At 67.1% G+C, this 25,549-nt stretch carries 21 protein-coding genes; 3 read left to right on the top strand and 18 right to left on the bottom strand.

Going from position 1 to position 25,549, the window contains the following annotated elements; genetic code table 11:
- Nucleotides 1-12 precede the first annotated feature (12 nt).
- Together OVA31_RS13025 and OVA31_RS13020 are read right to left on the bottom strand one after the other, a co-directional pair.
- Complete coding sequence (locus tag OVA31_RS13025; RefSeq protein WP_267627076.1) at nucleotides 13-1,497, bottom strand: flavin-containing monooxygenase; 1,485 nt, start codon at nucleotides 1,495-1,497, stop codon at nucleotides 13-15.
- 34 nt (nucleotides 1,498-1,531) lie between these two features.
- A complete protein-coding gene (locus tag OVA31_RS13020; RefSeq protein ID WP_267627075.1) occupies nucleotides 1,532-2,464 on the bottom strand; it encodes a Ku protein in 933 nt (310 codons plus the stop codon).
- Between the two features lie 60 nt (nucleotides 2,465-2,524).
- On the opposite strand from OVA31_RS13020, the gene OVA31_RS13015 reads away from it, so the two are divergent.
- Both OVA31_RS13015 and OVA31_RS13010 read left to right on the top strand, forming a co-directional pair.
- Nucleotides 2,525-4,897: an ATP-dependent DNA ligase gene (locus OVA31_RS13015; protein WP_267627074.1), complete on the top strand. Its 2,373-nt coding sequence runs from the start codon at nucleotides 2,525-2,527 to the stop codon at nucleotides 4,895-4,897.
- Nucleotides 4,898-4,927: 30 nt separating this feature from the next.
- Entirely contained in the window at nucleotides 4,928-5,683 is a 756-nt protein-coding gene (locus OVA31_RS13010) for a dienelactone hydrolase family protein (RefSeq protein ID WP_420714024.1), read from the top strand.
- A gap of 52 nt (nucleotides 5,684-5,735) precedes the next feature.
- On the opposite strand, the gene OVA31_RS13005 is transcribed toward OVA31_RS13010, so the two are convergent.
- Nucleotides 5,736-6,590 carry an SDR family NAD(P)-dependent oxidoreductase gene (locus OVA31_RS13005; RefSeq protein WP_267627073.1) on the bottom strand — a complete coding sequence of 285 codons (855 nt, stop codon included), beginning with the start codon at nucleotides 6,588-6,590 and terminating at the stop codon, nucleotides 5,736-5,738.
- A 147-nt stretch (nucleotides 6,591-6,737) separates the two neighbouring features.
- On the opposite strand from OVA31_RS13005, the gene OVA31_RS13000 reads away from it, so the two are divergent.
- Nucleotides 6,738-7,496, top strand: coding sequence for a metallophosphoesterase (locus OVA31_RS13000; RefSeq protein ID WP_267627072.1), 759 nt, complete (start codon nucleotides 6,738-6,740; stop codon nucleotides 7,494-7,496).
- 120 nt (nucleotides 7,497-7,616) lie between these two features.
- On the opposite strand, the gene OVA31_RS12995 is transcribed toward OVA31_RS13000, so the two are convergent.
- The 15 genes from OVA31_RS12995 to OVA31_RS12925 form a co-directional block, all read right to left on the bottom strand.
- Nucleotides 7,617-9,851 carry a bifunctional SulP family inorganic anion transporter/carbonic anhydrase gene (locus OVA31_RS12995; protein WP_267627071.1) on the bottom strand — a complete coding sequence of 745 codons (2,235 nt, stop codon included), beginning with the start codon at nucleotides 9,849-9,851 and terminating at the stop codon, nucleotides 7,617-7,619.
- Between the two features lie 168 nt (nucleotides 9,852-10,019).
- Nucleotides 10,020-11,039 carry a YdcF family protein gene (locus OVA31_RS12990; protein WP_420714023.1) on the bottom strand — a complete coding sequence of 340 codons (1,020 nt, stop codon included), beginning with the start codon at nucleotides 11,037-11,039 and terminating at the stop codon, nucleotides 10,020-10,022.
- 149 nt (nucleotides 11,040-11,188) lie between these two features.
- On the bottom strand, nucleotides 11,189-11,617 hold the full coding sequence (locus tag OVA31_RS12985) for a DoxX family protein (protein ID WP_267627069.1): 429 nt from the start codon (nucleotides 11,615-11,617) through the stop codon (nucleotides 11,189-11,191).
- A 177-nt stretch (nucleotides 11,618-11,794) separates the two neighbouring features.
- A complete protein-coding gene (locus tag OVA31_RS12980; protein WP_267631508.1) occupies nucleotides 11,795-13,285 on the bottom strand; it encodes an NAD(P)(+) transhydrogenase (Re/Si-specific) subunit beta in 1,491 nt (496 codons plus the stop codon).
- Between the two features lie 35 nt (nucleotides 13,286-13,320).
- The gene (locus OVA31_RS12975) at nucleotides 13,321-13,626 is read right to left on the bottom strand and encodes an NAD(P) transhydrogenase subunit alpha (RefSeq protein WP_124708935.1); all 306 of its coding nucleotides are present in this window, start codon (nucleotides 13,624-13,626) and stop codon (nucleotides 13,321-13,323) included.
- On the bottom strand, nucleotides 13,626-14,708 hold the full coding sequence (locus OVA31_RS12970) for a Re/Si-specific NAD(P)(+) transhydrogenase subunit alpha (RefSeq protein ID WP_267627068.1): 1,083 nt from the start codon (nucleotides 14,706-14,708) through the stop codon (nucleotides 13,626-13,628). The genes OVA31_RS12975 and OVA31_RS12970 overlap by 1 nt, the downstream gene beginning before the upstream one ends.
- 301 nt (nucleotides 14,709-15,009) lie before the next feature.
- The gene (locus OVA31_RS12965; protein WP_267627067.1) at nucleotides 15,010-16,668 is read right to left on the bottom strand and encodes a PE-PPE domain-containing protein; all 1,659 of its coding nucleotides are present in this window, start codon (nucleotides 16,666-16,668) and stop codon (nucleotides 15,010-15,012) included.
- A 131-nt stretch (nucleotides 16,669-16,799) separates the two neighbouring features.
- Complete coding sequence (locus OVA31_RS12960) at nucleotides 16,800-18,371, bottom strand: molybdopterin-dependent oxidoreductase (RefSeq protein ID WP_267627066.1); 1,572 nt, start codon at nucleotides 18,369-18,371, stop codon at nucleotides 16,800-16,802.
- Between the two features lie 51 nt (nucleotides 18,372-18,422).
- Complete coding sequence (locus tag OVA31_RS12955; RefSeq protein WP_267627065.1) at nucleotides 18,423-19,898, bottom strand: FAD-binding protein; 1,476 nt, start codon at nucleotides 19,896-19,898, stop codon at nucleotides 18,423-18,425.
- A gap of 343 nt (nucleotides 19,899-20,241) precedes the next feature.
- Entirely contained in the window at nucleotides 20,242-22,524 is a 2,283-nt protein-coding gene (locus OVA31_RS12950; RefSeq protein WP_267627064.1) for a heavy metal translocating P-type ATPase, read from the bottom strand.
- Between the two features lie 4 nt (nucleotides 22,525-22,528).
- Nucleotides 22,529-22,675 carry a hypothetical protein gene (locus OVA31_RS12945; RefSeq protein WP_267627063.1) on the bottom strand — a complete coding sequence of 49 codons (147 nt, stop codon included), beginning with the start codon at nucleotides 22,673-22,675 and terminating at the stop codon, nucleotides 22,529-22,531.
- Nucleotides 22,672-22,875, bottom strand: a complete 204-nt coding sequence (locus tag OVA31_RS12940) for a heavy-metal-associated domain-containing protein (protein ID WP_267627062.1) — start codon at nucleotides 22,873-22,875, stop codon at nucleotides 22,672-22,674. The genes OVA31_RS12945 and OVA31_RS12940 overlap by 4 nt, the downstream gene beginning before the upstream one ends.
- 63 nt (nucleotides 22,876-22,938) lie before the next feature.
- Nucleotides 22,939-23,232, bottom strand: a complete 294-nt coding sequence (locus OVA31_RS12935; protein WP_161060733.1) for a metal-sensitive transcriptional regulator — start codon at nucleotides 23,230-23,232, stop codon at nucleotides 22,939-22,941.
- A gap of 134 nt (nucleotides 23,233-23,366) precedes the next feature.
- Nucleotides 23,367-24,416 (bottom strand): hypothetical protein, encoded by a 1,050-nt coding sequence (locus tag OVA31_RS12930; RefSeq protein ID WP_267627061.1) that lies wholly within the window; start codon nucleotides 24,414-24,416, stop codon nucleotides 23,367-23,369.
- Between the two features lie 240 nt (nucleotides 24,417-24,656).
- Nucleotides 24,657-25,526 (bottom strand): alpha/beta fold hydrolase, encoded by an 870-nt coding sequence (locus tag OVA31_RS12925; protein ID WP_267627060.1) that lies wholly within the window; start codon nucleotides 25,524-25,526, stop codon nucleotides 24,657-24,659.
- Between the last annotated feature and the right edge of the window lie 23 nt (nucleotides 25,527-25,549).

The raw sequence follows: 25,549 nt of genomic DNA, 5'->3' as shown, positions 1-25,549 counted from the left end.
GCCAGCGATTATTCAGGCCGGACGCACGCCTACCCGAGGTTCGACCGTCCCGAACACCATCGCCTCGGTCACGTCGTACCGTCGCGCGTCGATGGCGTCGAGGACCAGATTGTGCCGGACGCGCCACGGCCGCTCCGACGACGCCTTGGGCAACAGCGTCGCGGCTCGTCGTACGTATCCCGAGTCGAGGGCCAGCAGCAGTTCCTCCGGGAGCACCGCCGACCCGACCGTCGGATATGCGTGCGTGTACCCGTGCTCGGCCATGTGCGCGATCAGGTCCGCGAAGGCCTGGCTGGTCAGATCGACCCGAAGGGTCCACGACGCATTGGTGTAGCCGACCGACCACGCCATGTTCGGGACGTCGTTGAGCATGTATCCCCGATAGGCGAACTTGTCGTGCGGCTTGAACTCATGACCGTCGATGCTCAACGTCGCGCCGCCGAAGGCGATCAGTGCGAGTCCGGTGGCGGTGACGACGATGTCGGCGTCGAGTTCACGGCCGGAGACCAGTCGGATGCCGCCCGAGACGAATCGATCGATCTGGTCGGTCACCACGTCGGCGTCGCCGCGTCGGATGGTGCGGTAGAAGTCGCCGTCAGGGATGATGCACAACCGCTCGTCCCAGGGCTCGTAGCGGGGCCGGAAGTGGGTGTCGACGTCGTAGCCCTTCGGCAGCGAACGGATCGCGATCTGACGGAGGGTACGGCGCGAGAGCTTCGGGAAGGCGCGGCAGTAGAGGTAGAAGGCCAAGGTGCCCAGTGCATTTCGCCACCGGATGAGGTGATGCGACCACTTCTTCGGGAGTGCCCGCCGCAGCACTCTGGTCATCGGATCCTGCCGCGGGAGCGGCAACATGAAGGTGGGCGACCGCTGCAGCATCGTCACCTCGCCCGCAGATTCCGCCATGGCAGGGATCAGGGTGACCGCGGTGGCACCGCTGCCGATCACCACCACTTTCTTCCCCGCGTAATCGAGGTCCTCCGGCCAGAACTGCGGGTGGACGATGGTGCCGGAGAAGTCGGCCATGCCGGGGAAGTCCGGCAGGTATCCCTCGTCGTAGCGGTAATACCCGGTGCACATGTACAGGAATCGTGCGACGTAGGTCCGACGGGTCCCGGCGACCTCGGTGGTCACCGTCCAGAGATCCGTGTCGCTGTCGAAATCGGCTGCGGTGACCGACACCTCGAAGTCGATGTGTCGGTCGATCCCGAACTCGCGTGCGGTGTCCTCGAGGTAGTCGCGGATCTCGTCGCCCTCGGCGATGGTTCGGTCCTCGGGCCACGGGCGGAACGGAAAGCTCAGGCTGAAGATGTCGGAATCCGACCGGACGCCGGGATAGCGGAAGATGTCCCATGTCCCACCGATCCGGCTGCGCCGCTCGACGATCCGGTAACGCAGATCCGGATTGCGTTCGGTGATCCGGAAGGCGGCGTCGATGCCCGACAGACCCGCGCCGACGATCAGCACGTCGAGCTGTTCGGATTCCCCGGTCACCACACCATCACTCCATCCGCCCGTCGCGACGACTGCACTAGGCCGACTTCTTCGCCGCCGTCTTCTTGGCCGCGGTTTTCTTGGCCGCCGCCTTCTTGGTCGGAGCCTTCTTGGCCGGAGCCTTCTTCGCCGCCGCCTTCTTGGCCGGGGCCGACTTCTTCTCGTCCTCGTCCGACGACGAGCTCTCGGAGGCGCCCTTGTCCTTCACCGACGCGCGCAGCGCCGCCAGCAGGTCGGCCACCTCGGAGTCCTCGTCCGCCGAGGATTCTTCCTCGCTCTCCGGGAATGCCTCGGCGCCTTCGGATTTCGCCTCGACGAGTTTGGACAGCTCGACCTGATAGGTGTCCTCGAACTCGGTGGGATCGAAGTCCTTGGCCATCGTCTCGATGAGCGACGCGGCCATCTCGAGTTCCTGTGGGCGGATCTCGGGTTCGTCGCCGAGAAAGTCGAAATCGGCTGCACGGACCTCATCCGGCCAGAGCAAGGTCTGCAGGGTCATGACGCCGTCGACCACGCGCAGGGCCGCGAGCCTGGTCCGGTTGCGCAACGTGAAGTTGGCGATGGCGAGACGGTCCGTCTTCTGCAGCGCCTGGGCAAGCAGCGCGTAGGCCTTCGGCGACTTCGACGCGGGCTCGAGGTAGTAGGGCTTGTCGAAGTAGATCGGATCGACCTGGTCGGTCGGGACGAACTCGAGGATGGAGATCTCGGGACTCTTCTGCACCGGCAGCATTCCCAGGTCCTCTTTGGTGAGGATCACAGTCTCCCCGGAGTCGGTCTCGTACGCGTTCGCGATGTCGGAGTAATCGACCTCGGAGTCGGTCCCCTCCCGGACTCGGCGATACCGGATCCGTGTGCCGTCCTTGGAGTCGACCTGATACGACTTCCGGTCGTGACTTTCCGTGGCCGAATACACCTTGACCGGAACGTTCACCAGGCCAAAGCTCAGATCGCCCTTCCAGATCGAGCGCATGGGGTTCATTGTGCCACCGGTTCACCGAATCCTCGGCCCGGAACGTGGACAATGGTCATCATGGCGGGCGGTGACAGTCTCGAGGTCGACGGTCGTCGCATCCCCATCACCAACCTCGAGAAGGTGCTGTATCCGGAGAGCGGTACCCGGAAGTTCGAGGTCATCGACTATTACTCGCGGATCGCCGACGTCATGCTCCCGCACCTCGCCGGACGCCCGATCACCCGCAAACGCTGGCCGAACGGCGTGGAATCGATGCCGTTCTTCGAGAAGGATCTCCCCGTGTCGGCGCCGGATTGGCTCGAGCGATTCGGCGAACAGCACAGCAAACGGGTGATCACCTACCCCCTCGCGTCCTCGCAGGCCGACCTGGTGTGGTTCGGCCAGATGGCCGCGCTGGAGTTGCACACACCGCAGTGGCGTGTGCCGGCCTCCGACGGGACCGCGCCGAAAGCCGACCGTCTCGTCCTCGATCTCGACCCCGGGCCCGACGTCCCGCTCTCCCAGTGTGCCGAGGTGGCGCTGATGATCCGCGACATGCTGTCGGCGGCCGGGCTGACGGCGTTCCCGGTGACGAGCGGCGGCAAGGGGTTGCACCTGTACGCACGGTTCGACCGCCCCGTCGCGCCGGACGCGGCCCGGACGGTCGCCAAGCAGATCGCCACCAGCCTGGCCGCCGCGCATCCCGACTCGATCACCGCGACGATGACCAAATCGATCAGGGCCGGCAAGGTCTTCATCGACTGGAGCCAGAACAGCGGCTCGAAGACGACGTTGGCGCCGTACTCGATGCGCGGTCGTGAACAGCCATGGGTGGCCGCGCCCCGCTCCTGGGACGAGCTCGGCGACCCCGACATCGGCCAGTTGTTGTTTCACGAGGTCCTCGAAAGAGTTGCCACCGACGGCGATCTGCTCCTCGACCTCGACGACCCACACGACTCCGATTCCTCCGAACTCGACACCGACACCGACGCCGCGGCGGCCGCCACAGCTCCCCCGGTGTCGAATCCTGTTGTCAGTCTTGGCGAGTACCGCCGCAAGCGTGATGCGGACAAGACACCCGAGCCGTTCGGCGACGAGGCGCACCGTGACCGTGGCGAGGAGGAGACATCTGCCGATCCGATCTTCGTCATCCAAGAGCATCATGCTCGCCGCCTGCACTACGACTTCCGGCTCGAGCGGGACGGCGTGCTGGTCTCGTGGGCGGTTCCGAAGAACCTGCCCGACGACCCGGGTCAGAACCGGCTCGCGGTGCACACCGAGGACCACCCGATGGATTACGCCGATTTCGAGGGCGACATCCCGCACGGCGAATACGGTGGCGGGCACGTGGAGATCTGGGACCGCGGCACCTACGAGACCGAGAAGTGGCGCGAGAACGAGGTGATCGTCCGGCTGCACGGCGAACGGGTGCAGGGCCGCTACGCGCTCATCAAGACGGGCGACAAGAACTGGCTCGCCCACCTGATGAGCGACGAGCCGCGGCCGATCCTGCCGGACAGTCTCAAGGACCCACGGCCCATGCTGGCCACCGACGAGTCGATCGACAACCTCGACGGACGCGACTGGGCGTTCGAGGGGAAGTGGGACGGCTACCGAATCCTCTTGCGCTACATCGACGGCGACTTCCGACTGACATCGCGTTCGGGCATCGACATGACCGCCGACTTCCCCCGACTGCGCTCCATCGCCGACGATCTCGGGCTCATCGACGTCGTCCTCGACGGCGAGGTGGTGGCCCTCGATGCGAGTGGTCGGACCAACTTCACGCTGCTCGCCGCACGCAACACCACCGACGAGGACCTCGCCGTCAAGCTCTACATCTTCGACGTGCTCTACCTGAACGGCACGTCGCTGCTGCGTCGGCCGTGGTCGCAGAGGCGGGAACTACTGGAGGAGCTCGCCCCGGCCTTCGCGCACTCGCCCTATGCCCAGGTCCCGCCATTGCTCGACGGGCCGGGGCGTGCCGCGGTGGAGCACAGCCGCGAGCAGGGATACGAAGGTGTCGTCGCGAAGCGACGGACCTCCACGTATCAGCAGGGCAGGCGCACCACCCAATGGCGCAAACACAAGAACTGGAGCGACATCGAGGTCGTGATCGGCGGATACCGACCCGGTCGGGGCAACCGGTCGGACACCATCGGGTCGCTGCTGCTCGGACTGCCTGAGGAGACCGGGCTGCGATACGTCGGGCGGGTCGGCACCGGCTTCACCGACGCCCAACTCCGTTCCCTCGCCGAAGAACTCGAGCCGTTGCAGATCAAGACCTGTCCATTCGTCGACAAGTTGGACCGGCCGGTCGCGTCGAGCGCGGTGTGGGTGTTGCCGAAGATCGTCGGTGAGGTCCGGTTCATGGACTGGACCACCACCGGTCACCTGCGCCACCCGAGTTGGCGCGGCATCCGTCGTGACAAACTGCCCGGAGACCTCTGAGATCCGTCCACCGTGGAAAAGGACAACCCTGTGCCGAGCGAGATGATCACGATCTCCACGCCGGATGGCGTGGCCGACGCCTATGTGACGCGTCCCGACGACGCTGCCGGCCCGCTGCCGGGTGTGCTGTTCGCCATCGACGCCATCGGGCTGCGCCCGCAGACCAAGCAGATGGCCGATCGGATCGCGTCCTGGGGATACGTGGTGTTGGCGCCCAATGTCTTCTATCGCTCCGGTACCGCCACCGATCTCGAACCCTCGGCCGACCTCACGGATCCGACGAGCCGGGCGGACTTCTTCAAGGAGGTGATGCCGCGGGTGCGGGCGCTCACCGACGACCTCTCGGCACCGGATCTGTCCGCCTACCTCGACACCCTGCGTGGGCTCGAGGGCGTCTCCGACGGCGACGTGGGGATCACCGGCTACTGCATGGGCGGACGCCTCGCGCTGCTGGCCGCGGCCACCCGTCCCGACGTGGTGGGCGCGATCGGCATGTTCCACACCGGCGGCCTCGTCACCGACGACGACAGCAGTCCGCATCGTCGCCTGCCCGACGTCCGCGCCGACGTGCTGGCCATCCATGCCGACGAGGATCAGTCGCTGCCACCGGAGGCCGTCGCCGCGTTCGAGCACGCCCTCACCTCATGCGGCGTCACGCATTCGGCGACGGTGTACCCGGGGGCCCACCACGGCTACACGATGGCCGACACCGCGATCTACCACCACGAGGCCACCGAGAAGCACTTCGCGGAACTGCAGAAGCTGTTCGGGCGCACTCTCCACTGACCGCACACGCTCACGCCGAGCGTGCACCGAATCCCGCCGAGCGTGCGCAGTACTACAGGTGTTGCCGCTCACGCTGCTGAGCGACGAACTTCGTCGACAGCTTCTGCATAAGTCCGGGTGCGAGCCGCGAGAAGCGCCACGCCATCCGGGCCTGCGCGGGCACCACCAGCAGCGGCCGGTTGCGCTCGACGGCGTCGAGGGCCTCGGTCGCGAGCCGGTCGGCGTCGTATGCGGTCCGGACACCCTGCCCGGACAGGTAGAAGGTCCGGCCGGTGAACCCGCCGACGCCGGGGGCATCGAGCAGCGGCGTCTCCACCGCGGCCGGGCACAATGCCAGCACGCCGACGCCGTGCACCGCGGCTTCCGACCGCAGCGCCAGGGACAGGCCGACGACCGCGTGTTTGGTCATCACGTAGCTGGTGAGCAGCCCGGCAGCAGTGAGACCGGCCATCGACGCGGTGTTCACGATGTGGCCGGACTGCTGACGGATCATGTGCGGATAGGCGGCCGCCACACCGTGGACCACGCCGCGGATGTTCACATCGATGATCGCGTCCCATTGGTCCGCGGTGAGGAGTTCGGTGTTGCCGCCGAGAGCCATGCCCGCGTTGTTGAACATGAGGTCGATGCGCCCCGTCGACGCCACCACCTCGTCCACCAGGTCACGGACCGCGTCGCCGTCGGTGACGTCGAGGTGCGCGGCGCGGGCCGAGCCGGGCGCCGCACTCAGGCCCTCGACGACCCGTCGTGCCGCGTCGACATCGCGATCGGTACACACCACGTCGGCGCCGGCGGCGACGAGCGCTCTGGTGAGTGCCGCCCCGATCCCGGACCCGCCGCCGGTCACCACCGCGGTCACACCCGCATATCGAGTCGTGTCCCGGACCCCGCCACCTCGTCGTCTCATCCGCCGACTTTCATATCTCCGACGACAACTGTCAACACCCGCCGCGCGGTCGACGGGGCGGGGCGCGCAGAGGATTCGGGGGGCCTTGCCGCGCCGTCGGCGGCCGATGTGACTAGCCTCAGGTGAGTCCGTCATCGAGGAGCGCGTGTGTTCGTCGTCGCCCACATCAGCGACCTGCATTTCAACGGCACGCGGTACAACCGCAGCCGCATCGAATCGACGCTTGGCTACATCAACGCCCGCGCCGACGGCATCGACGCGCTCCTGGTGACCGGCGACATCACCGACGAGGGCAGCGAGTCCGAATACCGCGAGGCCTACGGTGTGCTCTACAGCCCCCTGCCGATGCTCATCACCGCAGGCAATCACGACAAGCGGGAGGCCTTCAACGCCCATCTGAAAGGCCGGACGACCGATGAACCGGTCAATCAGGCGGCACTGATCGGCGGTGTGCTGTTCGTGGTCTGCGACAGTTCCATCCCCGACCGCAACGACGGCCACCTCACCGACGACACACTTGCGTGGATGTCCACCGAGATCGCGGCCGCCGGCCCGACGACGCCCGTGCTGATCGCCTTCCACCATCCACCCACCACGTTGGGCATGCCGTTCATGGACTCCATCCGACAGACCGGCGAGGCGCGGCTGGCAGCGATGGTCGAGCAGCACCCCAACATCGTCGCCTTCCTCTGCGGCCACGCCCACACCCCGTCGGTGACGACCTTCGCCGGACGACCGCTGGCGATCGCGCCCGGAGCGGCCTCCACCCTCAACCTTCCGTTCGAGGGCACCGAGATCGTCAATCGCGGTCAGCCGCCGGGTATCGCATTCCACTTCCTCGACGGCCTCGGCGGCCCGCCCGCCGACTGGCGACTGATCACGCACTTCCGTTCGGTGATGTTCTGAGCGGTCCGGCGACCGACAGTCCGAGTCACGCACCCCGACTCGATGAATTCACCTTCGTTCCGAACAATTGTGATGTCACCGAGTCGAGGTGGCGCGCGTTCCGCGGAACGCGCAGGACGATCAGGGCAGCAACGTCTCCGCACGCGCATCGGTGCCCGCGAGCCGGATCTCGGTGCCGGTGACCTCGAAGACCTGCGCGGTCGGGATGTCGAAGAACAGCCCGACGACGCGCAACCGCCCCTCGGCGGCCGCACGACCGACGACGGGGTCGCGCATCAGGTTCTCCACCTGCTTGGCCACGTTGACCACGGCGAGCTGGTCGACCTCGGGGAACCCGGCCTCGGCGGCGGCGCGGCCGGCCGGGTGGCCCAGGCGGTAGGCCGCCAGGCTGGGGATGGCGTGGCCGAGCCAGGAACCGATCTTGCCGTTGCCCGCGTCGGCGCCGGCGAGCATCGCCTTCATCGCGCCGCACGACGAATGACCGCAGACCACAACCGAACTCACCTCGATCTCACCGATGGCGAACTCGAGTGCGGCGGCCACCGACGTGTCCGTGGACCCGTCACCGGGGACCAGGTTGCCGACGTTGCGGACGGTGAACAGGTCACCGGGGCCACTCGCGGTGATGATGTTCGGCATCAGCCGCGAATCGGAGCAGGTCAAGAAGAGCGAGTCCGGGTCCTGACTGTGGGTGACGTCAGAGGTGGCCGCCCGCAGGACGTCGGCATGGTCACGGTGATACTCCGACACCCCACCCATGATCGATTGCAGCGACGCCGGGGTTCCGCCCGGCTGCTGCTCACCGCTGTTCCGACGGCTGCGCCACGGGGTGAGTCCGATGATCCCGGTGGTGTGCCGGCGCGGCGGCGCCTCCCGCGCGTGATCGAGACGTGCCTTGCCCCGTTCCAGTATCAGCACCGAGCCGTCGGTCGCCTCGTGCGCCCACTTCCAGTCCTCGATCGCCTCGGTGGCGGCATGGTCGAGAAAGTCCACGTCGAGTTCGAGTGTGACGTGCGCGGATTCGGGCACCGCGGTGAGCGCCTTGTTGAGCTTCGGCAGTGAGAGGAAGCTGAGGGAGCCCCGGGCACGGATGAGCCACTGACGCGAGCCCTCGGTGCCGAACGGCTCCGAGGTGATCTCCGCCCGGACCACACGCCACACCACCAGTGCGATCGCCAGTGCGAGACCGATGGCGACTCCCTCGAGGAGGTTGAGGAACACCACGGAGATCACCGTGACCGCGTACACCCACAGGTCGCCCGTCTTCAGCGCCGTTTTCATGTGGGCGAGCTTCACCAGCTGGATGCCGATCACCACCAGCAACCCGGCCAGCGCCGCGGTGGGGATCTGTTCAACGAGGCCGGTCAGCAGCACGGCGAACACGAGGACCCACACCCCGTGCAGCACAGCCGATGCACGGGTCTTCGCGCCACTGGCAACGTTGGTGGTGCTGCGGACGATGACGCCGGTGACCGGCAGTCCGCCGAGCAGCCCGGAGGTGATGTTCGCGCCGCCCTGCCCGAGCATCTCGCGGTTGAAGTTGCTGCGGGGTCCGGTATGCATCTTGTCGACGGCGACCGCAGACAGCAGGGACTCGACGCTGGCGATCAGCGCGACGGTGATGATGCCCATGACCACGGCACCCCAGTTTCCGGCCGGCAGTTCGGGGAGGGCGATGGCCTCGAAGAGATTGCCGTCCAGAGAGATTCGTTCGATGTTCAGTCCCATGATGACGGTCAGTGCGGTTGCCACGACGATCGCGACCAAGGGTCCGGGCACCTTGCGCACCGACACCGGAAGCATGGTCCAGGTCAGCATCATGACGATCACGAGGCCGCCGATGACCGCGCTCGGCCAGTCGATGTTCATCAGGTTGGCGGGCAGCTGGGTGACGTTGTCCCACGCGGTGCTGCCCGACTCGCCGCCGAGCAGGACATGGATCTGTTGCAGGGCAATGGTGATACCGATGCCGGCGAGCATGGCGTGCACCACGACCGGCGCAATCGCCAGCGCTGCGCCTGCCTTCTTGCTGAGTCCGAACAGGATCTGTAGGAGGCCCGCTGCCACCGTGATGAAACACGTGACCTTCCAGCCGAAGTTGGCGACCAGTTCGGCCACGACGACCGTCAGGCCGGCCGCCGGTCCGGATACCTGGAGCGGACTACCTCCGATCAGACCCGCCACCACACCGCCGACCACGGCGGCGATCAGGCCGGCCATCACCGGCGCGTCGGACGCGATGGCGATACCCAACGACAGCGGTAGGGCGACGAGGAATACGACCAGTGAAGCAGGGAGGTCGTATCTGAGGTTGGCGCGAAGGTCGCGCAAAGAGGACATCTCCGACATCTGCATGACTCGACCGTACCGACGGGATGTTAAGCCGAGCTTTCCCGGACGCTGTGAATCCTGTGAGAACGGCCAATCGCATGGCCGGGATGTGTCTCAGTTCACCGTCACGCCCGCTCATCCTGAATCATGCATTGTTGCTTATGTTTTCGACGGCGATCACGGACCGATCGTTCAGTTGGCGTCCGACGATCCCGTCCCAAGCAAGGTCTCGAGCAGCTTTCCGCCGAACTCGGTGATCAGACCCGGCCCGGTGTCGGGGAGGTTCTGTGGAAGCGGCAGGCCGAGTTGTCGGGTGGCCGGGATCTTGGCCGTGCGCGTCGCCTCGAGCCGGATCCCCTTCTGCTGATCGCGGGTCAGCGGTGACGCATACTTCGACAGGTCGGTCGCAGTGGTCACCGTCGCCACGGTGCGGAGCCCGGCCGCGGCGAAATCTGCTGCACCGCGGCGGATGTGGTTGGGCGAGGTGACCAGGATGACGGTGCTGATGCCCTGTCCGCGCAGGATCTCCGCAGTGTTCTGCGCGTTGGCGACCGTGGATCCGGACTTGCCCTCCTCAGTGATGCGGGCCGCGTCGACCCCGTTGGCGACCAACCACTTCTTCATCGCCGCGGCTTCGGTGACGCCCGCCTTGGGCACGCCGCCGGTCACGACAATCGGTGCGGTGGTAGTGGTTTCGGCCTGGGACTTTCCTGCGGTCACCCGCCGGACCAGTTCGGGAGCCATCTTGCCGTCGCGATTGAGCCCGAACCCGAGGACGACGATCGCAGCCCGGCCGGCAACGGTCTTGGGTGTGGTGTCGGGGACGATCTGAGCGGCCGCAGCGACTCCGTCGTTGATATTGCGAGCCGCGGTCGCCAGCGCGGGATTGACACCTCGGAGTCGGGAGAGCGCGGCCTGACGCGTTGTGGCGTCGCCCGCCTGATCGGACCAGATGGCTTGCAGAGCAAGAGCATCCGGGTCCACCGGAATGATGGCAAGCGCCTGCTTGATCGCATCGAGGCCACCCGGCACGTCTCCGGCGGCGAACTTCTGCTGAGCCGAGTTGTAGAGCGTGGCCGGGTCCACGGTGGTGGCCGCGGGCGCGACCGATCGCTCCGACACGACGGGCACCGTGCCGACGGCGACACCGCCGACGCCGGCGAACGCGATCACCGCCAGCGCAGCAGCCCGACGTCGAGTCACTCTGGTCACATTTGTCACTTGAGTAACACTAAGGTGCCCGGGCAACGCCACGGCACCCGTGTCATCCCAGATCGATAACGTCGTCCAGTGCCCGCTCACGCATTTCGTTCCCGCTCACCCGGGAGGATGAGCGGGAACGAAATGGGTGAGCGCCAGACTCAGCGGCGCAATCCGACGACCTTCAGCAGTTCCGGGCGACGCAGAACCAGGCCGACCCACATCAGCACCCCGACGTAGACGGCGAACAGGGTGGTGCTGACCACCGGCGACTCGACGCGCATGTTGGCGGTCACGGCACCGCCGAGGTATGCGGTGATGCCGAGCGCGCCGAGCACAGCGGTGCGCGGGATCGCGTACACCACAAGGCAGATCAGCAGGACGGTACCCATGACGTAGGCCTGATCGATCGGGAACCCGAGCTTGGCGGTGCCCTCGACAACGGCCTCGGGTTGCGTCAGCTTGCCGACGACGTCGAAGGCGAGGAAGGCGCCGATCACGACACTGATGACGACGCCCACGATCTGTCGCACGCTGCGGGTGCCGGCGATCTCGCGGGTGGTGGAGGGAGTTGCGGTTGCGGTGACCATGACGGGCTCCTCGGGTGGTGGTGTGGCGTTGTGCTGAGATAGACACCACCCCGGCGGAAAACTCATCGCCGTTTCTCACCGCCGTTTCCCCCAGCCACCCAGAAACAGTCAATCCACCTTGGTTCAGAACCAAGGTGGATTGACCGATTGCGTGTGTTTGTGACTGCTGCGTGTTTGTTACAGCGCCTTGAGTTCCTCGATGACGCTGTCGACGCTCTTCTTGGCGTCGCCGAACAGCATGCTCGTGCCGTCGCCGTAGAACAGCGGGTTCTCGATGCCCGCGTAGCCGGAACTCATCGAACGCTTGAGCACGATGACCGAGCGGGCCTCGTCGACGTTGAGGATCGGCATGCCGTGGATCGGCGAACTCGGGTCGTTGCGGGCGGCCGGGTTGGTGACGTCGTTGGCGCCGATGACGATGGCGACGTCGGTGCGGTTGAACTCACCGTTGATGTCGTCCATCTCCTTCATCGCGTCGTACGCGACGTCGGCCTCGGCCAGCAGCACGTTCATGTGCCCGGGCATGCGGCCGGCGACCGGATGGATCGCGTACTTGACCTCGACGCCCTTGTCCTCGAGCAGTGCGGCCATCTCCTTGACCGCGTGCTGGGCCTGCGCGACCGCGAGTCCGTATCCGGGCACCACGATCACCTGGTTGGCATACGCCATCTGGATCGCGGCATCCGCGGCCGAGGTGGCCTTGACGGTGCCGCCGGCATCTCCTGCGGCCCCGGCCGGTCCGGCATCGCCACCACCGAACGAGCCGAAGATGATCGCCGGGATGGAGCGGTTCATCGCCTTGGCCATCAGGTTGGTCAGGATCGAACCCGAGGCGCCGACGATCATGCCGGCCACGATCATCGCCTGGTTGTTGAGCGCGAGCCCCGCGGCGGCAGCGGACAGACCGGTCAGCGCGTTGAGCAGCGAGATGACCACCGGCATGTCGGCGCCACCGATCGGGAACACCACGAACAGGCCCATCACCCCGGCGATCACCAGCAGCAGCACGATCCAGAACCACGGCGTCGCCGATGTCGAATCCGCGCTGACGCCGATGTAGACGGCGATCGCGACCGCCGCGATGGCGAGCACGATGTTGGCGAACTGGAAGCCCTTGGCCGCCTTGACGAGTGACTTCTCGAAGTTCTTGTTCAGCAGTTCCTGCAGCTTGGCGAACGCGACCAGCGAACCCCAGAAGGACACCGAACCGATGATCGCCGCGAACAGCGACCCGACGATCACATGCACGTCCGGGGTCTCACCGACCGCGGTGAACCCGTCGGTCTCGATGTACTCCGACCACGCGATCAACGCGACGGTGCCACCGCCGACACCGTTGAACAGCGCGACCAGCTGAGGCATCGCGGTCATTTTCGTCTTGAGCGCCGGCGGGATGCCGAGCACCACACCCACGGCCAGACCCACCACGATGAGCACCCAGTTGACGGTCGGCACACCGGCATCACCGGCGTTGTTATAGACACCCAGCAGGGTCGCGACGATCGCGATACCCATACCGGTCGCGGCGATCCAGTTGCCGCGCACCGCGGTTTTGGGTCCGGTCAGACCCATCAGACCGTAGATGAACAACGAGAACGCGACGATGTAGAGGACGGTGACCCCGTAGCCGAGCGCTTCGGACACCTGTCCGGAACCGGAGCCGATCATGTCAGCCACGACCGGAGCAGCAAGGCTGATCGTGCTCACTTGGCGGTCTCCTTCTTACCCTTGAACATGCCGAGCATGCGGTCGGTGACCGCGAAGCCGCCGACCACGTTGAGCGTTCCGAACACCAGCGCGACGAACGCGATGATGCGCACACCCCAGTTGGCGTCGGCGGGCAACGAGCCCAAGACCACCAGTGCACCGAGCACGACGATCCCGTGGATGGCGTTGGTGCCCGACATGAGCGGGGTGTGCAAGGTGTTGGGCACCTTGGAGATCACGGCGAAACCCACGAACCCGGCCAGCACCAGGATCGCGATGTTCGCGAGAAGTTCGTTGTACATCAGGCCTTTGCCTCCTCACGTGTGACACAGGCCCCGGCGAGTACCTCGTCGTCGAAATCCGGTGCGAACGCGCCGTTGTCGTCGAGCATCAACTCGATCAGGGCGAGCAGGTTCTTCGAATAGAGCTCACTCGCGTGCTCGGGCATCGTCGCAGGCAGATTGAGGGGCGACGTGATGGTGACGTCGTGCTTGACCACGGTCTCGCCGGGTTCGGTCAGCTCGCAGTTGCCACCGGTCTCACCCGCCAGATCGACCACCACACTGCCGGCTTTCATGCCTTCCACCGCGGCGGCGGTGACCAGCCGCGGCGCGGGCCGCCCCGGCACCAACGCGGTCGTGATGACCACGTCGAAACTCTTGATCGCATCCTCGAGGGCCTGCTGCTGCTCGGCACGTTCGTCGTCGGTGAGCTCACGGGCATACCCGCCCTCGCCGGCTGCGTCGATACCGAGATCGAGCCACTGCGCACCGACCGACCGCACCTGCTCGGCCACCTCCGGACGCACGTCGTATCCGGTGGTGCGGCCGCCGAGGCGCTTGGCCGTGGCCAATGCCTGCAGCCCCGCGACGCCCACGCCGAGCACCAGCACCGTGGCCGGTTTCACCGTGCCGGCTGCCGTCGTCATCATCGGGAAGTACCGGGTGGAGAGATCGGCCGCCACGACGACCGCCTTGTAGCCCGAGACATTGGCCTGCGAACTCAGCGCATCCATCACCTGCGCACGCGAGATCCGCGGGATCGCCTCGACCGCATATGCCTCCACACCGGCGGATCTGAGCGCGCCGATCTGATTGTCGGCATTGCGGGGTGCGAGGAAGCCGATCAGCTTCTGCCCGCTGCGCAATCTGCCGATCTCGTCATCCGACGGCGGCGCAACCCGCACCACCACATCTGCCGAATACGGATCGCCGATGGTGGCACCCGCCTCGACATAGTGTTCGTCGGGGATCAACGCCCCCAGACCGGCACCCAATTCGACGATCACCGGGACGCCCTTACCCACCAGCGAGCCGACCACCTTGGGGACCAACGCCACTCGGCGTTCGCCCGCGGCAGACTCGCGCACGACACCCACACTCATAGTTCTCACCCTGTCTGGTTCACACCGGGCAGACCGGACACCCCGCGGTCGATGCCTGCATCACGTCCGCGCCGGCCGTGATGCACCGGGAGCAGTGCATTTGTCACCCGGCTCACAAAAACGTGCGACGAACATAGCATGGCCTCACCTGAAGGGGGCGACGCAGTCAGATTGGTCACTTTCTCCTTGACCGAACATGTTCCACTACAACTGGACAGTTGTCCAGTCTATTGTCCAGTTGGGTCACCGCGCCGATCCATGCCCCACACCTCTGCAGCGCAGTTCGCCAAGCTGATCTGCGTCAGCTGTCGCCGCCGCCCGAATCGGACTCTCCGGAGGTTGACTGTCCCGTCATCGAACCCGGTGCCGACGTGTCGTCGGATGGCGAATCCGTATCCCCGCCGGACGATTCGACCTGTGAGGAGGCGTCGCCGGAGTCCTGTTCCGCGGAGTCGTCGGATGGCGAATCGGTCTGGTCCGTCGACGAGTCCTCGGCCCGATCGGTGGGCGTCTCGGTCGCGTCCGCGGTCGGCTCCTCGGTCGGCGCTTCGGTCGGCTCTTCGGTCGAGGTGACCGGGGCATCGTCCGGGCTCTCCGATGACTCAGATGACTCCGTCTGGCCTGCGGACTTCTGGGGCCCGCTGTCCGTCTCGTCGACGCTCACGTTCGGGCCGGCATCTGTGCCCGACGCCGGCGCGGGGGTGACTGCGTCGGTCTTGTCGGCGGCGGTCTTGTCGGCGGCGGTCTTGTCGGCGGCGAGCTCGGTCTTGTCGGCGGCCGCTGTGCCCGCGCCGGCTTTCGGGGCCTGGTCCGTGGATTCCCCGGCGGCCGACCGCTTGTCGAGCACATCAGGGTCGGTCGCGGGGACCGTCCAGCCGAGCCGCTGGTAGATCTGTTCCTGGAGTTCCCGCGGCGTCGGTATCGCATGGCCGCCGATCTCGGCTTGCTCCCCGGGCATCGGGACGGGGACAAGGGTGTTCAGTGCCTCGTCGACTTCTTCGGGTACGGGGATGCCGATGTCGCGCAGCATCATGCCCCACGGGTTGCCGCCGCCGTCGCCCTTGAGCACCACGTAGGTGGTGTTGCCGTCGTCGCTGTCCCATTTCTTGATAGGGGTGTAATCGTTGACATGGCTCTCGAGGAACGCGTGCGTGTAGAAGCCCGGGATCAGGTAGAAGAAGGTACCGATCGGATCGGCGAACGGATTGCCGACCCCGCACGTGGCATCGCCCTGGACGCAATAGGAGATGACCTTGATGTCGCCGGTGTCGGCCGGATCCCGATCGCCGTTGGTGTACATCCCGTCGATGAAGCTCGGGACGACGTTTTCAACGCCCGTGTTGGGGAAACGCGAGTCCGCGCCGACGACCACGACGACGTTCTGATCCGGGATGGCGCCGTCGACTCCGTTGGCGTAATCCTTGTGCAGTTCGTAGGCGATGTTCATCGCCACCGGCCCGCTCTGGGAGTAGCCGTTGACGATCACCGTGCCCTGTCGGTCTTGCTTCTGCCAGGCCGCATAGGCATCCGCGACGCCGGTGGCGGTCCCGGCGTCGACCGAGTCGTTGAACGTCCCGACGCCCGCGAGGTCGATCTGGAGACCGAAGACCTTGAGGCCGAACGCCGCCGGGTAATCGACGGTGGTGATGTCCGGCGCGTAATGGTCGCCCTCGGGCGAATCATAAAAGCCGATGCCGTCCGTTCGGGCCATCTGATCGGAACCGTCGTAGTCGGTGGTCCCGGGTACCAAGATCACCGAGGCATTCTCCCCGAGGCTGGGCGGCAACCAATCCGGCTTCGTGCGGGTCAGATCCTGATCGCCGATGGAGACCGGCGGATCGATGTCGGGGAACTGGATGCCCCCGATCCCCAGGGCATGTGCCGACCCGGGCTGGAAACCCGGCTGGAGAAACAGCCCGACCGACAGAAACACCGTCAGCGACAACAGAACCCGACGCACTCGCCCTACACCCACTCGCCCTCGAACCACTCGCTACGACACAAAGTGTGCAGAGTGTATCGGGCATGACCGACCGGATGTGGTCCACTCGGGCAATTGCGCGGATTCTTCATCCGGGCGGACTCGTCCGATCAGGTGATCGTGTAGGTCCGCGAGTCGAGTCCGGTGGCGCCGTCCGGGACCGGCGACGCGTACGTCTCGACCTGCGCGCGACCGTTCTTGTCGGTGGCGCGGCAGGTCACGGTGTGGTCACCCGGCGTCGCGTTCCAGGTGAACCGCCACTGCCGCCAGGTGTCCACCGAGTATTCCTCGGCGAGTTGCGCGGGCTGCCAGGCTCCGTCGTCGATGCGCACATCAACCGATGCGACTCCGGTGTGCTGCGCCCACGCGGTTCCGGCGATCACCACCTCGCCGCGCGCGTGTTCCGACCGGGAGTCCGGTCGGTCGATCCGGGATGCGAGTTTGATCGGGCCGAGGGCCGACCACCCGCGGGTGGTCCAGTACGCCTTGGCGTCGGAGAATCGGGTGAGCTCCCAGTCGACGACCCATTTGGTCGCGGACACATAGCCGTAGAGGCCGGGGATCACCTGGCGGACCGGGTATCCGTGCTCGACGGGCAGCGGAGCCCCGTTCATCCCGATGGCCAGCAACGCATCTCGTCCGTCGGTGGCCACCGACACCGGCGTACCGCAGGTCCACCCGTCGGCACTCGTCGACAACAGCATGTCGACGCCGGGCTGCACTCCGGCCCGGTCGAGAAGGGTCTTCATCGGCACTCCGAGCCAACGCGCATTGCCGATCAGGTCACCACCGATGACGTTGGACACGCAGGTCAGGGTGACGATCCGTTCGGTCATCGGCATTGTCAGCAGCTCATCCCACCCGATCCGGATCTCGTTGTCGACCATGCCGTGAATCCGTAGCGACCAATCCCCGGTGGTGAGACTGGGAACCTGAAGGGCCGTGTCGATCCGGTAGAAATCGTCGTTCGTGGTGACGAAGGAGGTCGCGCCGGGGATCCCCAGATCGGCCGCGGCGGGTACGGGCGGTGCCGCCGACCGCGGCACGGGCAGCAGCACCTTGGTGCGGTCGACGACGGTGCGCGTGGTGTCGGCGAGGACCCGCCTACCCGCGACTCCGGCGGCCACGGCCAGGACGGCGATCCCGCCGGCGGTCAACAGGAACCGACGGCCCACGCCGCCCGGTGATTGTTCGCCGACGTCGGCCACGGTCGTATGAGCCTCCGCGTCCTCGGCCTTGCGCAGCATGCCCACCAGGATCCGCAGGACGATCACCGCCACGAGCCCTGCGACGACCGACGGGATCGCGAATGTCCATCGTGAGTCCGGACGGGCCAGCGCGGCGATGACCCCGACCACGCCGAAGACGGCGACGACAACGGTGCCCGCGGGCGGTCGGAGTCGTTCGGCGACACCGCAACCCGCGGCGATCGCGGCGATGATCACGCCCATGCCGACGAAGAGCGCGAGCTTGTCGGACGTCCCGAAGGTACCGATCGCCCACTCACGGATCCCGTCCGGCGTGTGGTCGACGACCGCGGAACCGACGGCGAAATAGGGCGAGGCGCCCGGAGCCACCATGACCGCGAAGAGTTCGCCGATACCGAGCCCCGCGCCGACCGCGACGATGCCGGCCAGAGCGGCCGCCCAGAAGTGGGCGGATGAACGAGCGGTGGTGGTCACACCCCTTGATACCTCACGATGCGCACGAATGGCCCCGCTCGGACCGGGACGTCATCCTTCGGTCACAACCTCCGAACGGCGAGCCGCGTGCCGACCGGCGCGCCGGCCGAAATACGAGCCCTCCCCCAGCTGCGTTCCGCTCGCGTAGCCCTTGCCGTCCTGAGCGAGATTGGCCGCGCAGGCGCCCGCGGCGTAGAGCCCGGCGATCGGCGCGCCCTCGCCGTCGAGCACCTCGGCGTCGACCGACGTCGCCATCCCGCCGATGGTGAAGCACGAGTACATCGCCTTGCCGAGACTGAGATCGAAGGCCCCCCACGGCCCCTGGTCCTGGGGTGCCAGGAATTCCGCCGACTTGTGGAAGTCCGGGTCCTCGCCCTTCACCGCGTTCGCGTTGTAGTCGGCGAGGGTCTTCTGGAGTCTGCCCTCCGGGATGCCGAGGTCGGATTCCATCTCGGCGACCGTCTCCCAACCGTCGACGAGGTTGATCAGCGGGACCTCGGGGCGCTTCATGTGCGCTTCGTCGACGATCAGGAATGCGGCCGAATCCGGTTGATCCATCACGAATCCCGAGGTCCGCGAGTGATAAGAGTCCTCGGCGACGAAGCGGTCGCCGTTCTTGTTCACGACGATGCCGGTGAGCAGGATGCTCGGCGGGTAGATCGGCGCGGTGACGAACGCCTGGTCCATGTGCTTGAGCGCCGCACCGACCGATTCGCCGAGCCGGATGCCCAGCCCGTCGTCGTAGGTGCTGCCCAGCGTGAACGGCTTCTCGGCGACGTGCGGCACGTAGCGCGCCACCATCTCCTCGTTCATCACGAAGCCACCCGCGGCGATGACGACCGACCGCGCCCGGATCACACCCTCCTCGCCGGGACGTTTCCACGTCGCACCGACCACGCTGCCCGACTCGTCGACCACCAGTTGTCGTGCGCCGGTCTCGTAGCGGATCTCGGCGCCGAGCTCGGCGAGACGTTTGACCAGGAGGTCGACGACCATCGACGCACCGCCGGTGTCGCCGGGTACGGGCACCTTGTGCCCACGCGGGGCCGGCGTCGCGATGTTCTTGAAGGGCCACACCTTCTCGTTGCCGGTGAACATCAGCCCTTGTGTCTGCGGCTGGATGACGGCCTTCTCCGGGTAGAAGCTGCGCTCGAAACTGAACCCGAGGCCCTCGAGCCAGTTGAAGTGTTCGACGCTGTCGAAGCAGTAGGCGTGGATCTTGTCCGGCTCGGGCTCACGGGACACCGCGGTGATGTACTTCTCCATCTCCTCCGGGCTGTCGTCGTGCCCGGTGGCCTGCTGCACAGCAGTGCCGCCGCCCAGGTAGAAATGTCCGCCCGCCATACAGCTCGTACCGCCGGCCGCCGCCGCACGTTCGAGAACCAGCACCTTGGCCCCGGCCGCCGCCGCTTCCACGGCCGCGCTCCCGCCCGCGACACCACACCCGATGACCAGCACGTCGACGTCGTCGGAGAAGGACTCCACCGAGTCCAGTGCGATCGTGTCGGGGATCTCAGAACCTGCCATGGGCACAGAGTAGACGATGGACTAGAACCTGTTCTAGTTCTCCCCCGGGTTTCGTTTCTCGATCGCGCTACCCAACCAGCGATCGAGCACAGCATCCCGTCGATCGTGCACAGCTCTCCGCCCATCGTGCACAGAATCCCGTCGATCGTGCACAGAATCCCGCCGATCGTGCACACATAGGCCAGCCGGGTGGTCGGCAACGCACACTCGGCGGGATTCTGTGCACGATCGGCGCAGATGTGCGCCCGATCGACGGGATGGCGGTTGCCGTCGGCGGGATGGCGGTTGCCGTCGACGGGATGGCGGTTGCTGTCGAAGGGAAGGCGGTTGCCGTCGGCGAGGGTCAGCGGGGATGCGGACGGAAGCGTCGCAGTCGGAGGCTGTTCGCCACCACGAACACGGACGACAGTGCCATCGCCGCGCCGGCGAGCATCGGATTGAGCAGCCCGGCCGCGGCCACCGGGATCGCGGCCACGTTGTACGCGAACGCCCAGAAGAGATTGCCCTTGATGGTGGCCAGTGTGCGCCGGGCAAGACGGATCGCGTCGACGACGGCCCAGAGGTCGCCACTGACGACGGTCAGGTCGCTCGCGTGAATGGCCACGTCCGTTCCGGTCCCCATCGCGAGTCCGAGGTCGGCTTGCGCGAGCGCCCCGGCGTCGTTGATGCCATCTCCGGCCATCGCGACCGAATGCCCCTGCGACTGAAGGTCTTTGATCGCCGACAGCTTATCGGCAGGCGACACCTCGGCGATCACACGATCGATACCGACCGCCCGTGCGACATGCTCGGCAGCACCCGCATTGTCGCCGGTGAGGAGTACCGGGGTCAGGCCCATCCGCCGGAGTTCGGCGATGGCCGCGGCCGACGACGGCTTGATCCGGTCCCCGACGACGACGACACCGACCGCCCGGCCGTCGAACGACACCACGACAGCGGTGGCACCCGCCCGGTGCGCACCATCGACAGCACGGGAAAGCCGTTCGGGCAATGCATCTTCCTGGCGGCGCGGATTCGTGACCTCGACGCGGACACCGTCGACGAGTCCGGCGACACCGGAACCCTCGGACGCCCGGAATCCGCTCACCGGCGGCAGCGACGCCGACGACCGCTGCGCGGCCCCCGCGACGATGGCGGCGCCGATCGGATGCTCCGAGCCCGCCTCGACGGCGGCCGCCGTGATCAGCACCCGATCCTCGTCGAGCTGTTCGCCGGCATCCCCGTCGACCACGGTGACGGATTCCAGGGTCATCTCGCCCGTGGTCACGGTGCCGGTCTTGTCGAGCACGATGGTGTCGACGCGTCGGGTGGTCTCGAGTACTTCGGGCCCCTTGAGCAGCACCCCGAGTTGCGCACCCCGGCCGGTCCCGACCATCAGAGCCGTGGGCGTGGCCAGACCGAGTGCGCACGGACAAGCGATGATGAGAACCGCAACCGCGGCGGTGAACGCGAACGTGACGCCGCCGGGCCCGCCCGCCACACTGTCCACTCCGAGCCAGAATCCCAGTGTCGCAACGGCAATCGCGATCACAGCCGGCACGAAGAACGACGAGATCCGGTCGGCCAGACGCTGCGCGTCCGCCTTGCCCGCCTGTGCGTCGGCCACCATCCTCGCCATCTGCGCGAGGGCGGTGTCCGCGCCGATCCGGCTCGCGCGCACCAAGAGTCGGCCGCTGGTGTTCACGGTGGCGCCGGTCACGTCGTCGCCCTCGGTGACCTCCACCGGTACGGATTCACCCGTGATCATCGACGCATCGACCGCCGAAGCCCCCTGGACCACCACTCCGTCGGTGGCGATCTTCTCACCCGGCCGGACGAGGAACTCGTCGCCGACCGACAACTCCGACAACGGGATTCGTCGCTCCACTCCGCCCACCACGACGGCGACGTCCTTGGCCCCGAGGTCGAGTAGAGCGCGTAGCGCATCCCCGGCGCGACGCTTGGCCCGCTTCTCGAAGTACCTGCCCGCCAACAGGAATGTGGTGACGCCCGCCGCCGCCTCGAGGTAGATGTTCCCCGCGCCGTCGCCGCGGGAGGCGATGAGGTCGAACCCGTGCCGCATCCCCGGCTCCCCGGCGGTCCCGAGGAACAGCGCGTAGACCGACCATGCGAACGCCGCCAGCGTGCCCATCGACACCAGGGTGTCCATCGTGGTGGTGCCGTGGCGCAGATTGATCCATGCCGCACGGTGGAAGGGATACGCACCCCACACCACGACCGGAGCGGCGAGGGTGAGCGAGAGCCATTGCCAGTAGGTGAACTGCCACGCCGGCACCATCGCGAGCACGACGACGGGGACCGTGAGCACCGCCGACACGATGAGCCGCTGCCGCAATCCGTGGAGGTCGCGGTCCTCGGGACCGTCCCGCTGCGCGTCGTCAGTGGCGTCCGGCTGATCCCCGAGGGCAGGAACCGGGGTCGCGTCGTATCCGGCGCCGCGGATAACCGTCACGAGATCCGTGGAGTCGAGGGTGGACGGGAACTCGACGTGCGCCTGCTCGGTCGCATAGTTGACCGTCGCGCTGACGCCGTCGAGTTTGTTCAGTTTGCGCTCGATGCGATTCGCACACGACGCGCAGGTCATGCCGTCGATGTCGAGATCGATCCGCTCGATGGTGCTGGACATCTCGCTACTCCGTGTGTTGCTGGTGGACGCCCGGAGGATCCGCGGGGGCGCCACCACCCCACGGATCGGCCACTCGTCCGACCCCGAACGCCACGGCGAAGACCGCCGCCATCGCGATCAGGAAGCCGACGATCCGGGTTCCGGTGGTCATGTGAGTCGATAACCGGCCTCGGAGACCGCGGCCGCGACCTCGCCCCGGTCCAGCACACGATCGCTGATGACCTCGACGGCGCCGGTGTCGAGGGACACCTCGACACGGTCGACCCCGGAGATCTCACCGATCTCCTCGCGAACGGATGACACGCAGTGTCCGCAGGTCATTCCGCTGACGGTAAAGGTGCTGGTGGTCATGAAGAGTTCCTCCTTGCGGTCGTGATGGCCGCGGTTGTGGTGGCCGGCGTCGTGGCGGCCCGGTCAGGACCGGACCAGGCGCGTGATCGCCTGCATCGCCTCGTCGACCTTCTCCTGGCCGGCGGCGTCGCTCTCCTGTGCCGCATTCACGACACAGTGATTCATGTGCTCCTCGAGCAGGCCGAGTCCGACCGCCTGCAGAGCCTTGGTCATCGCGGAGACCTGGGTCAGGATGTCGATGCAGTAGGCCTCCTCGTCGACCATTCGCTGCAACCCCCGGGCCTGCCCCTCGATGCGGCGAAGTCTCCGCAGGTAGTCGTCCTTGCGGCCGATGTACCCGTGCTGTGCATGCTCCATCGGCGCAATCCCTCTCGACGTCGGCCGGTTACCAATACCCCCTACAGGTATACCAGTCCGAAACGCATACCGGTACCCCCATAGGGTACCCAGTGGGTCGGTCGGCACCGTCCCGTCACCAGGGACGGCGCGTTCTATGCGTTCCGCGATGCGCGCACTGCTGCGGCCAGGTTCTCCAGGGCTGCCGCGACCTCACTCAGCGCTGCGGCGAGATCGGCGTCACCCCGACCCGGCGCGGGGGTCGATGACGTTGCCCGCATGCCGGCAGCATGGTCCGAGGTCGCCGACGAGTCGGTCGGCTGAGACTCCTGCTCGGTCTTCTGCTCAGGCTTCGGCGTATGTGGGGGTGGCGATGCGGGCGGCGGAGTCGGGTTGGGCGGCGGACCGGCAGGCGGCGGACCGGCAGGTGATCGCGGCGGTTGTGGGGTGCCGGAGTCGGTGGCATCCGGCATCCGGTGACGACTCCCCGGTCGAGGTCCCGAGGGGGCAGGCGGCTCGGCATCCGTGGAGCGGCGTCCCGGCCGATATCCGTCGTGCCTACCACCCGCGTTCGCGTGGGCGCCGGACACCGGGGCAGCGGGCCGCGAGGCCGGACGTCCGCCCGTTCGGGCCGCGTCCTGCGACGGTGATCCCTGGGCGGCCGATTCCTGGTTTGCCGATTCCGGAGTCGCCGTCCGGACGACCGGGATGTGGGTGTCGGTCGTCATCCGCATGCGGTCGGGCTGCTGCGGGACCTGCCCGGGATGCGCGGGTGGACGCGATGCAGGAGGCCCTGGCCTGGGCATCGGCCGAGGGATCTCGCCGGACTGCCCGGGGCCCTGCGCCGGGGCCTGTCCCGTCGCAGGCTGGGGTCCGCGAACCGCGGTCGGCGCGTGACCATTGGACGGCGCGAAGAAATGCGCGCCGCCGTGACTCTCGAAGTACAGACACGCGGCACCCTGCGGCGACCGCACCGAACACGGGTTGCGTTCGATGAGCGACTGCGCGTGATCGTCGAAGTCGTTCCATTCGAGCCACAGTCGGCGGTCGGCCCGCGGACGGATGCTCGCGTCGGTCGCATGATTGCCCTGATGCCCCGCCGCGAGCCGGCAGTGCAGCAACCACTCCGACTGCCCCGTCAGCCCCAGCGCGGCACGCTCTGCGGGCGTGCATACGACCGTCGACCAGCAACCCTCGCCGTTCATCCGGCCTCTCCTTCGCGCTTCACGCGCATGTGCAATCGATCAAGACAACCTGCCCCCGCTTGTGACCGTGCCGCATACGAGACGACTGTCGGCCAACGGTCCGTGCGCTCCCGACGCTTCCCCGGCGGCCAGTCTACGAAGGAACCGACCGTCCCCGCCATAGACGCGGCCCATGTCGCCGCGCCGGATGTCGAGCCGGTGCTCGTGGCGGTGGTCGTGGCGGTGGTCGGCGGGCACCACTTAACGGTGTGCACCGATGAAGTCGAGGACGACCTGGGTGAAGGCGTCGTTGTCGTCGGCGGCGGCGGTGTGGGCGGCGTCCGCGAGTTCGATCACCTCGGCGGCCGGGACCACCTCACGGAACCCGGCGACCGCGTCCTCGGGGACGACGTCGGAGAGCTTGCCGCGGATCAGCAGGATCGGGACCGTCAGCGACGCGAGCTGCTCCTCCAGATGCTCGGCCCGCACGAATCGGTCGTCGCCCGGTTTCGACGTCACGAACGCCGGGTCCCAGTGCCAGTACCAACGACCGTCCTCACCTGCACGCAGATTGCGTTTGAGGCCCTCCGGGTGGAAGGTCTTGGGCCGGTGCGGGAGATATGCGGCGATGGCGTCGGCCGCGTCCTCGAGTGTGTCGAATCCGCCGACGTTGGCGGTCATGAAGTCGCGAATCCGGGCGCTCCCGGCCTGGTCGAAACGCGGGACCACGTCGACGAGCACCAGACCGCGTGCTTTCTCGGAGCCGAGTTCGGCAGCCGCGCCGATGCTGCTGAGCCCGCCCATGCTGGCACCGACGAGCGTCACCGGCGTTCCGATCTGCTCGACCACCGCGACGACGTCGTCGGTGAACAGTTCCAGGCTGTACCTACCGCTCGGCGACCAGTCGCTGGCGCCGTGACCTCGCGTGTCTAGCGACACCACATGAGTGCCGGCAGCCGCCAGGAACTGACCCGTCTGCTTCCACGAGTGTCTGGTCTGCCCGCCACCGTGCAGGAGCACGATCGTCGGGCCGACCTCACCGTCGGCCGGCTGCCACTCATCGGCTCGCAGCGTGATCCCGTCGACGCCGGTGAACGAGATCGGATCGGGCTGGACCACGGGACGCGACATGGGGTCGATTGTGCGCCGGGCCC

Source organism: Gordonia sp. SL306, from assembly GCF_026625785.1.
Taxonomy (GTDB): Bacteria; Actinomycetota; Actinomycetes; order Mycobacteriales; family Mycobacteriaceae; genus Gordonia.
This window is presented reverse-complemented; position numbering and strand designations above follow the sequence as displayed.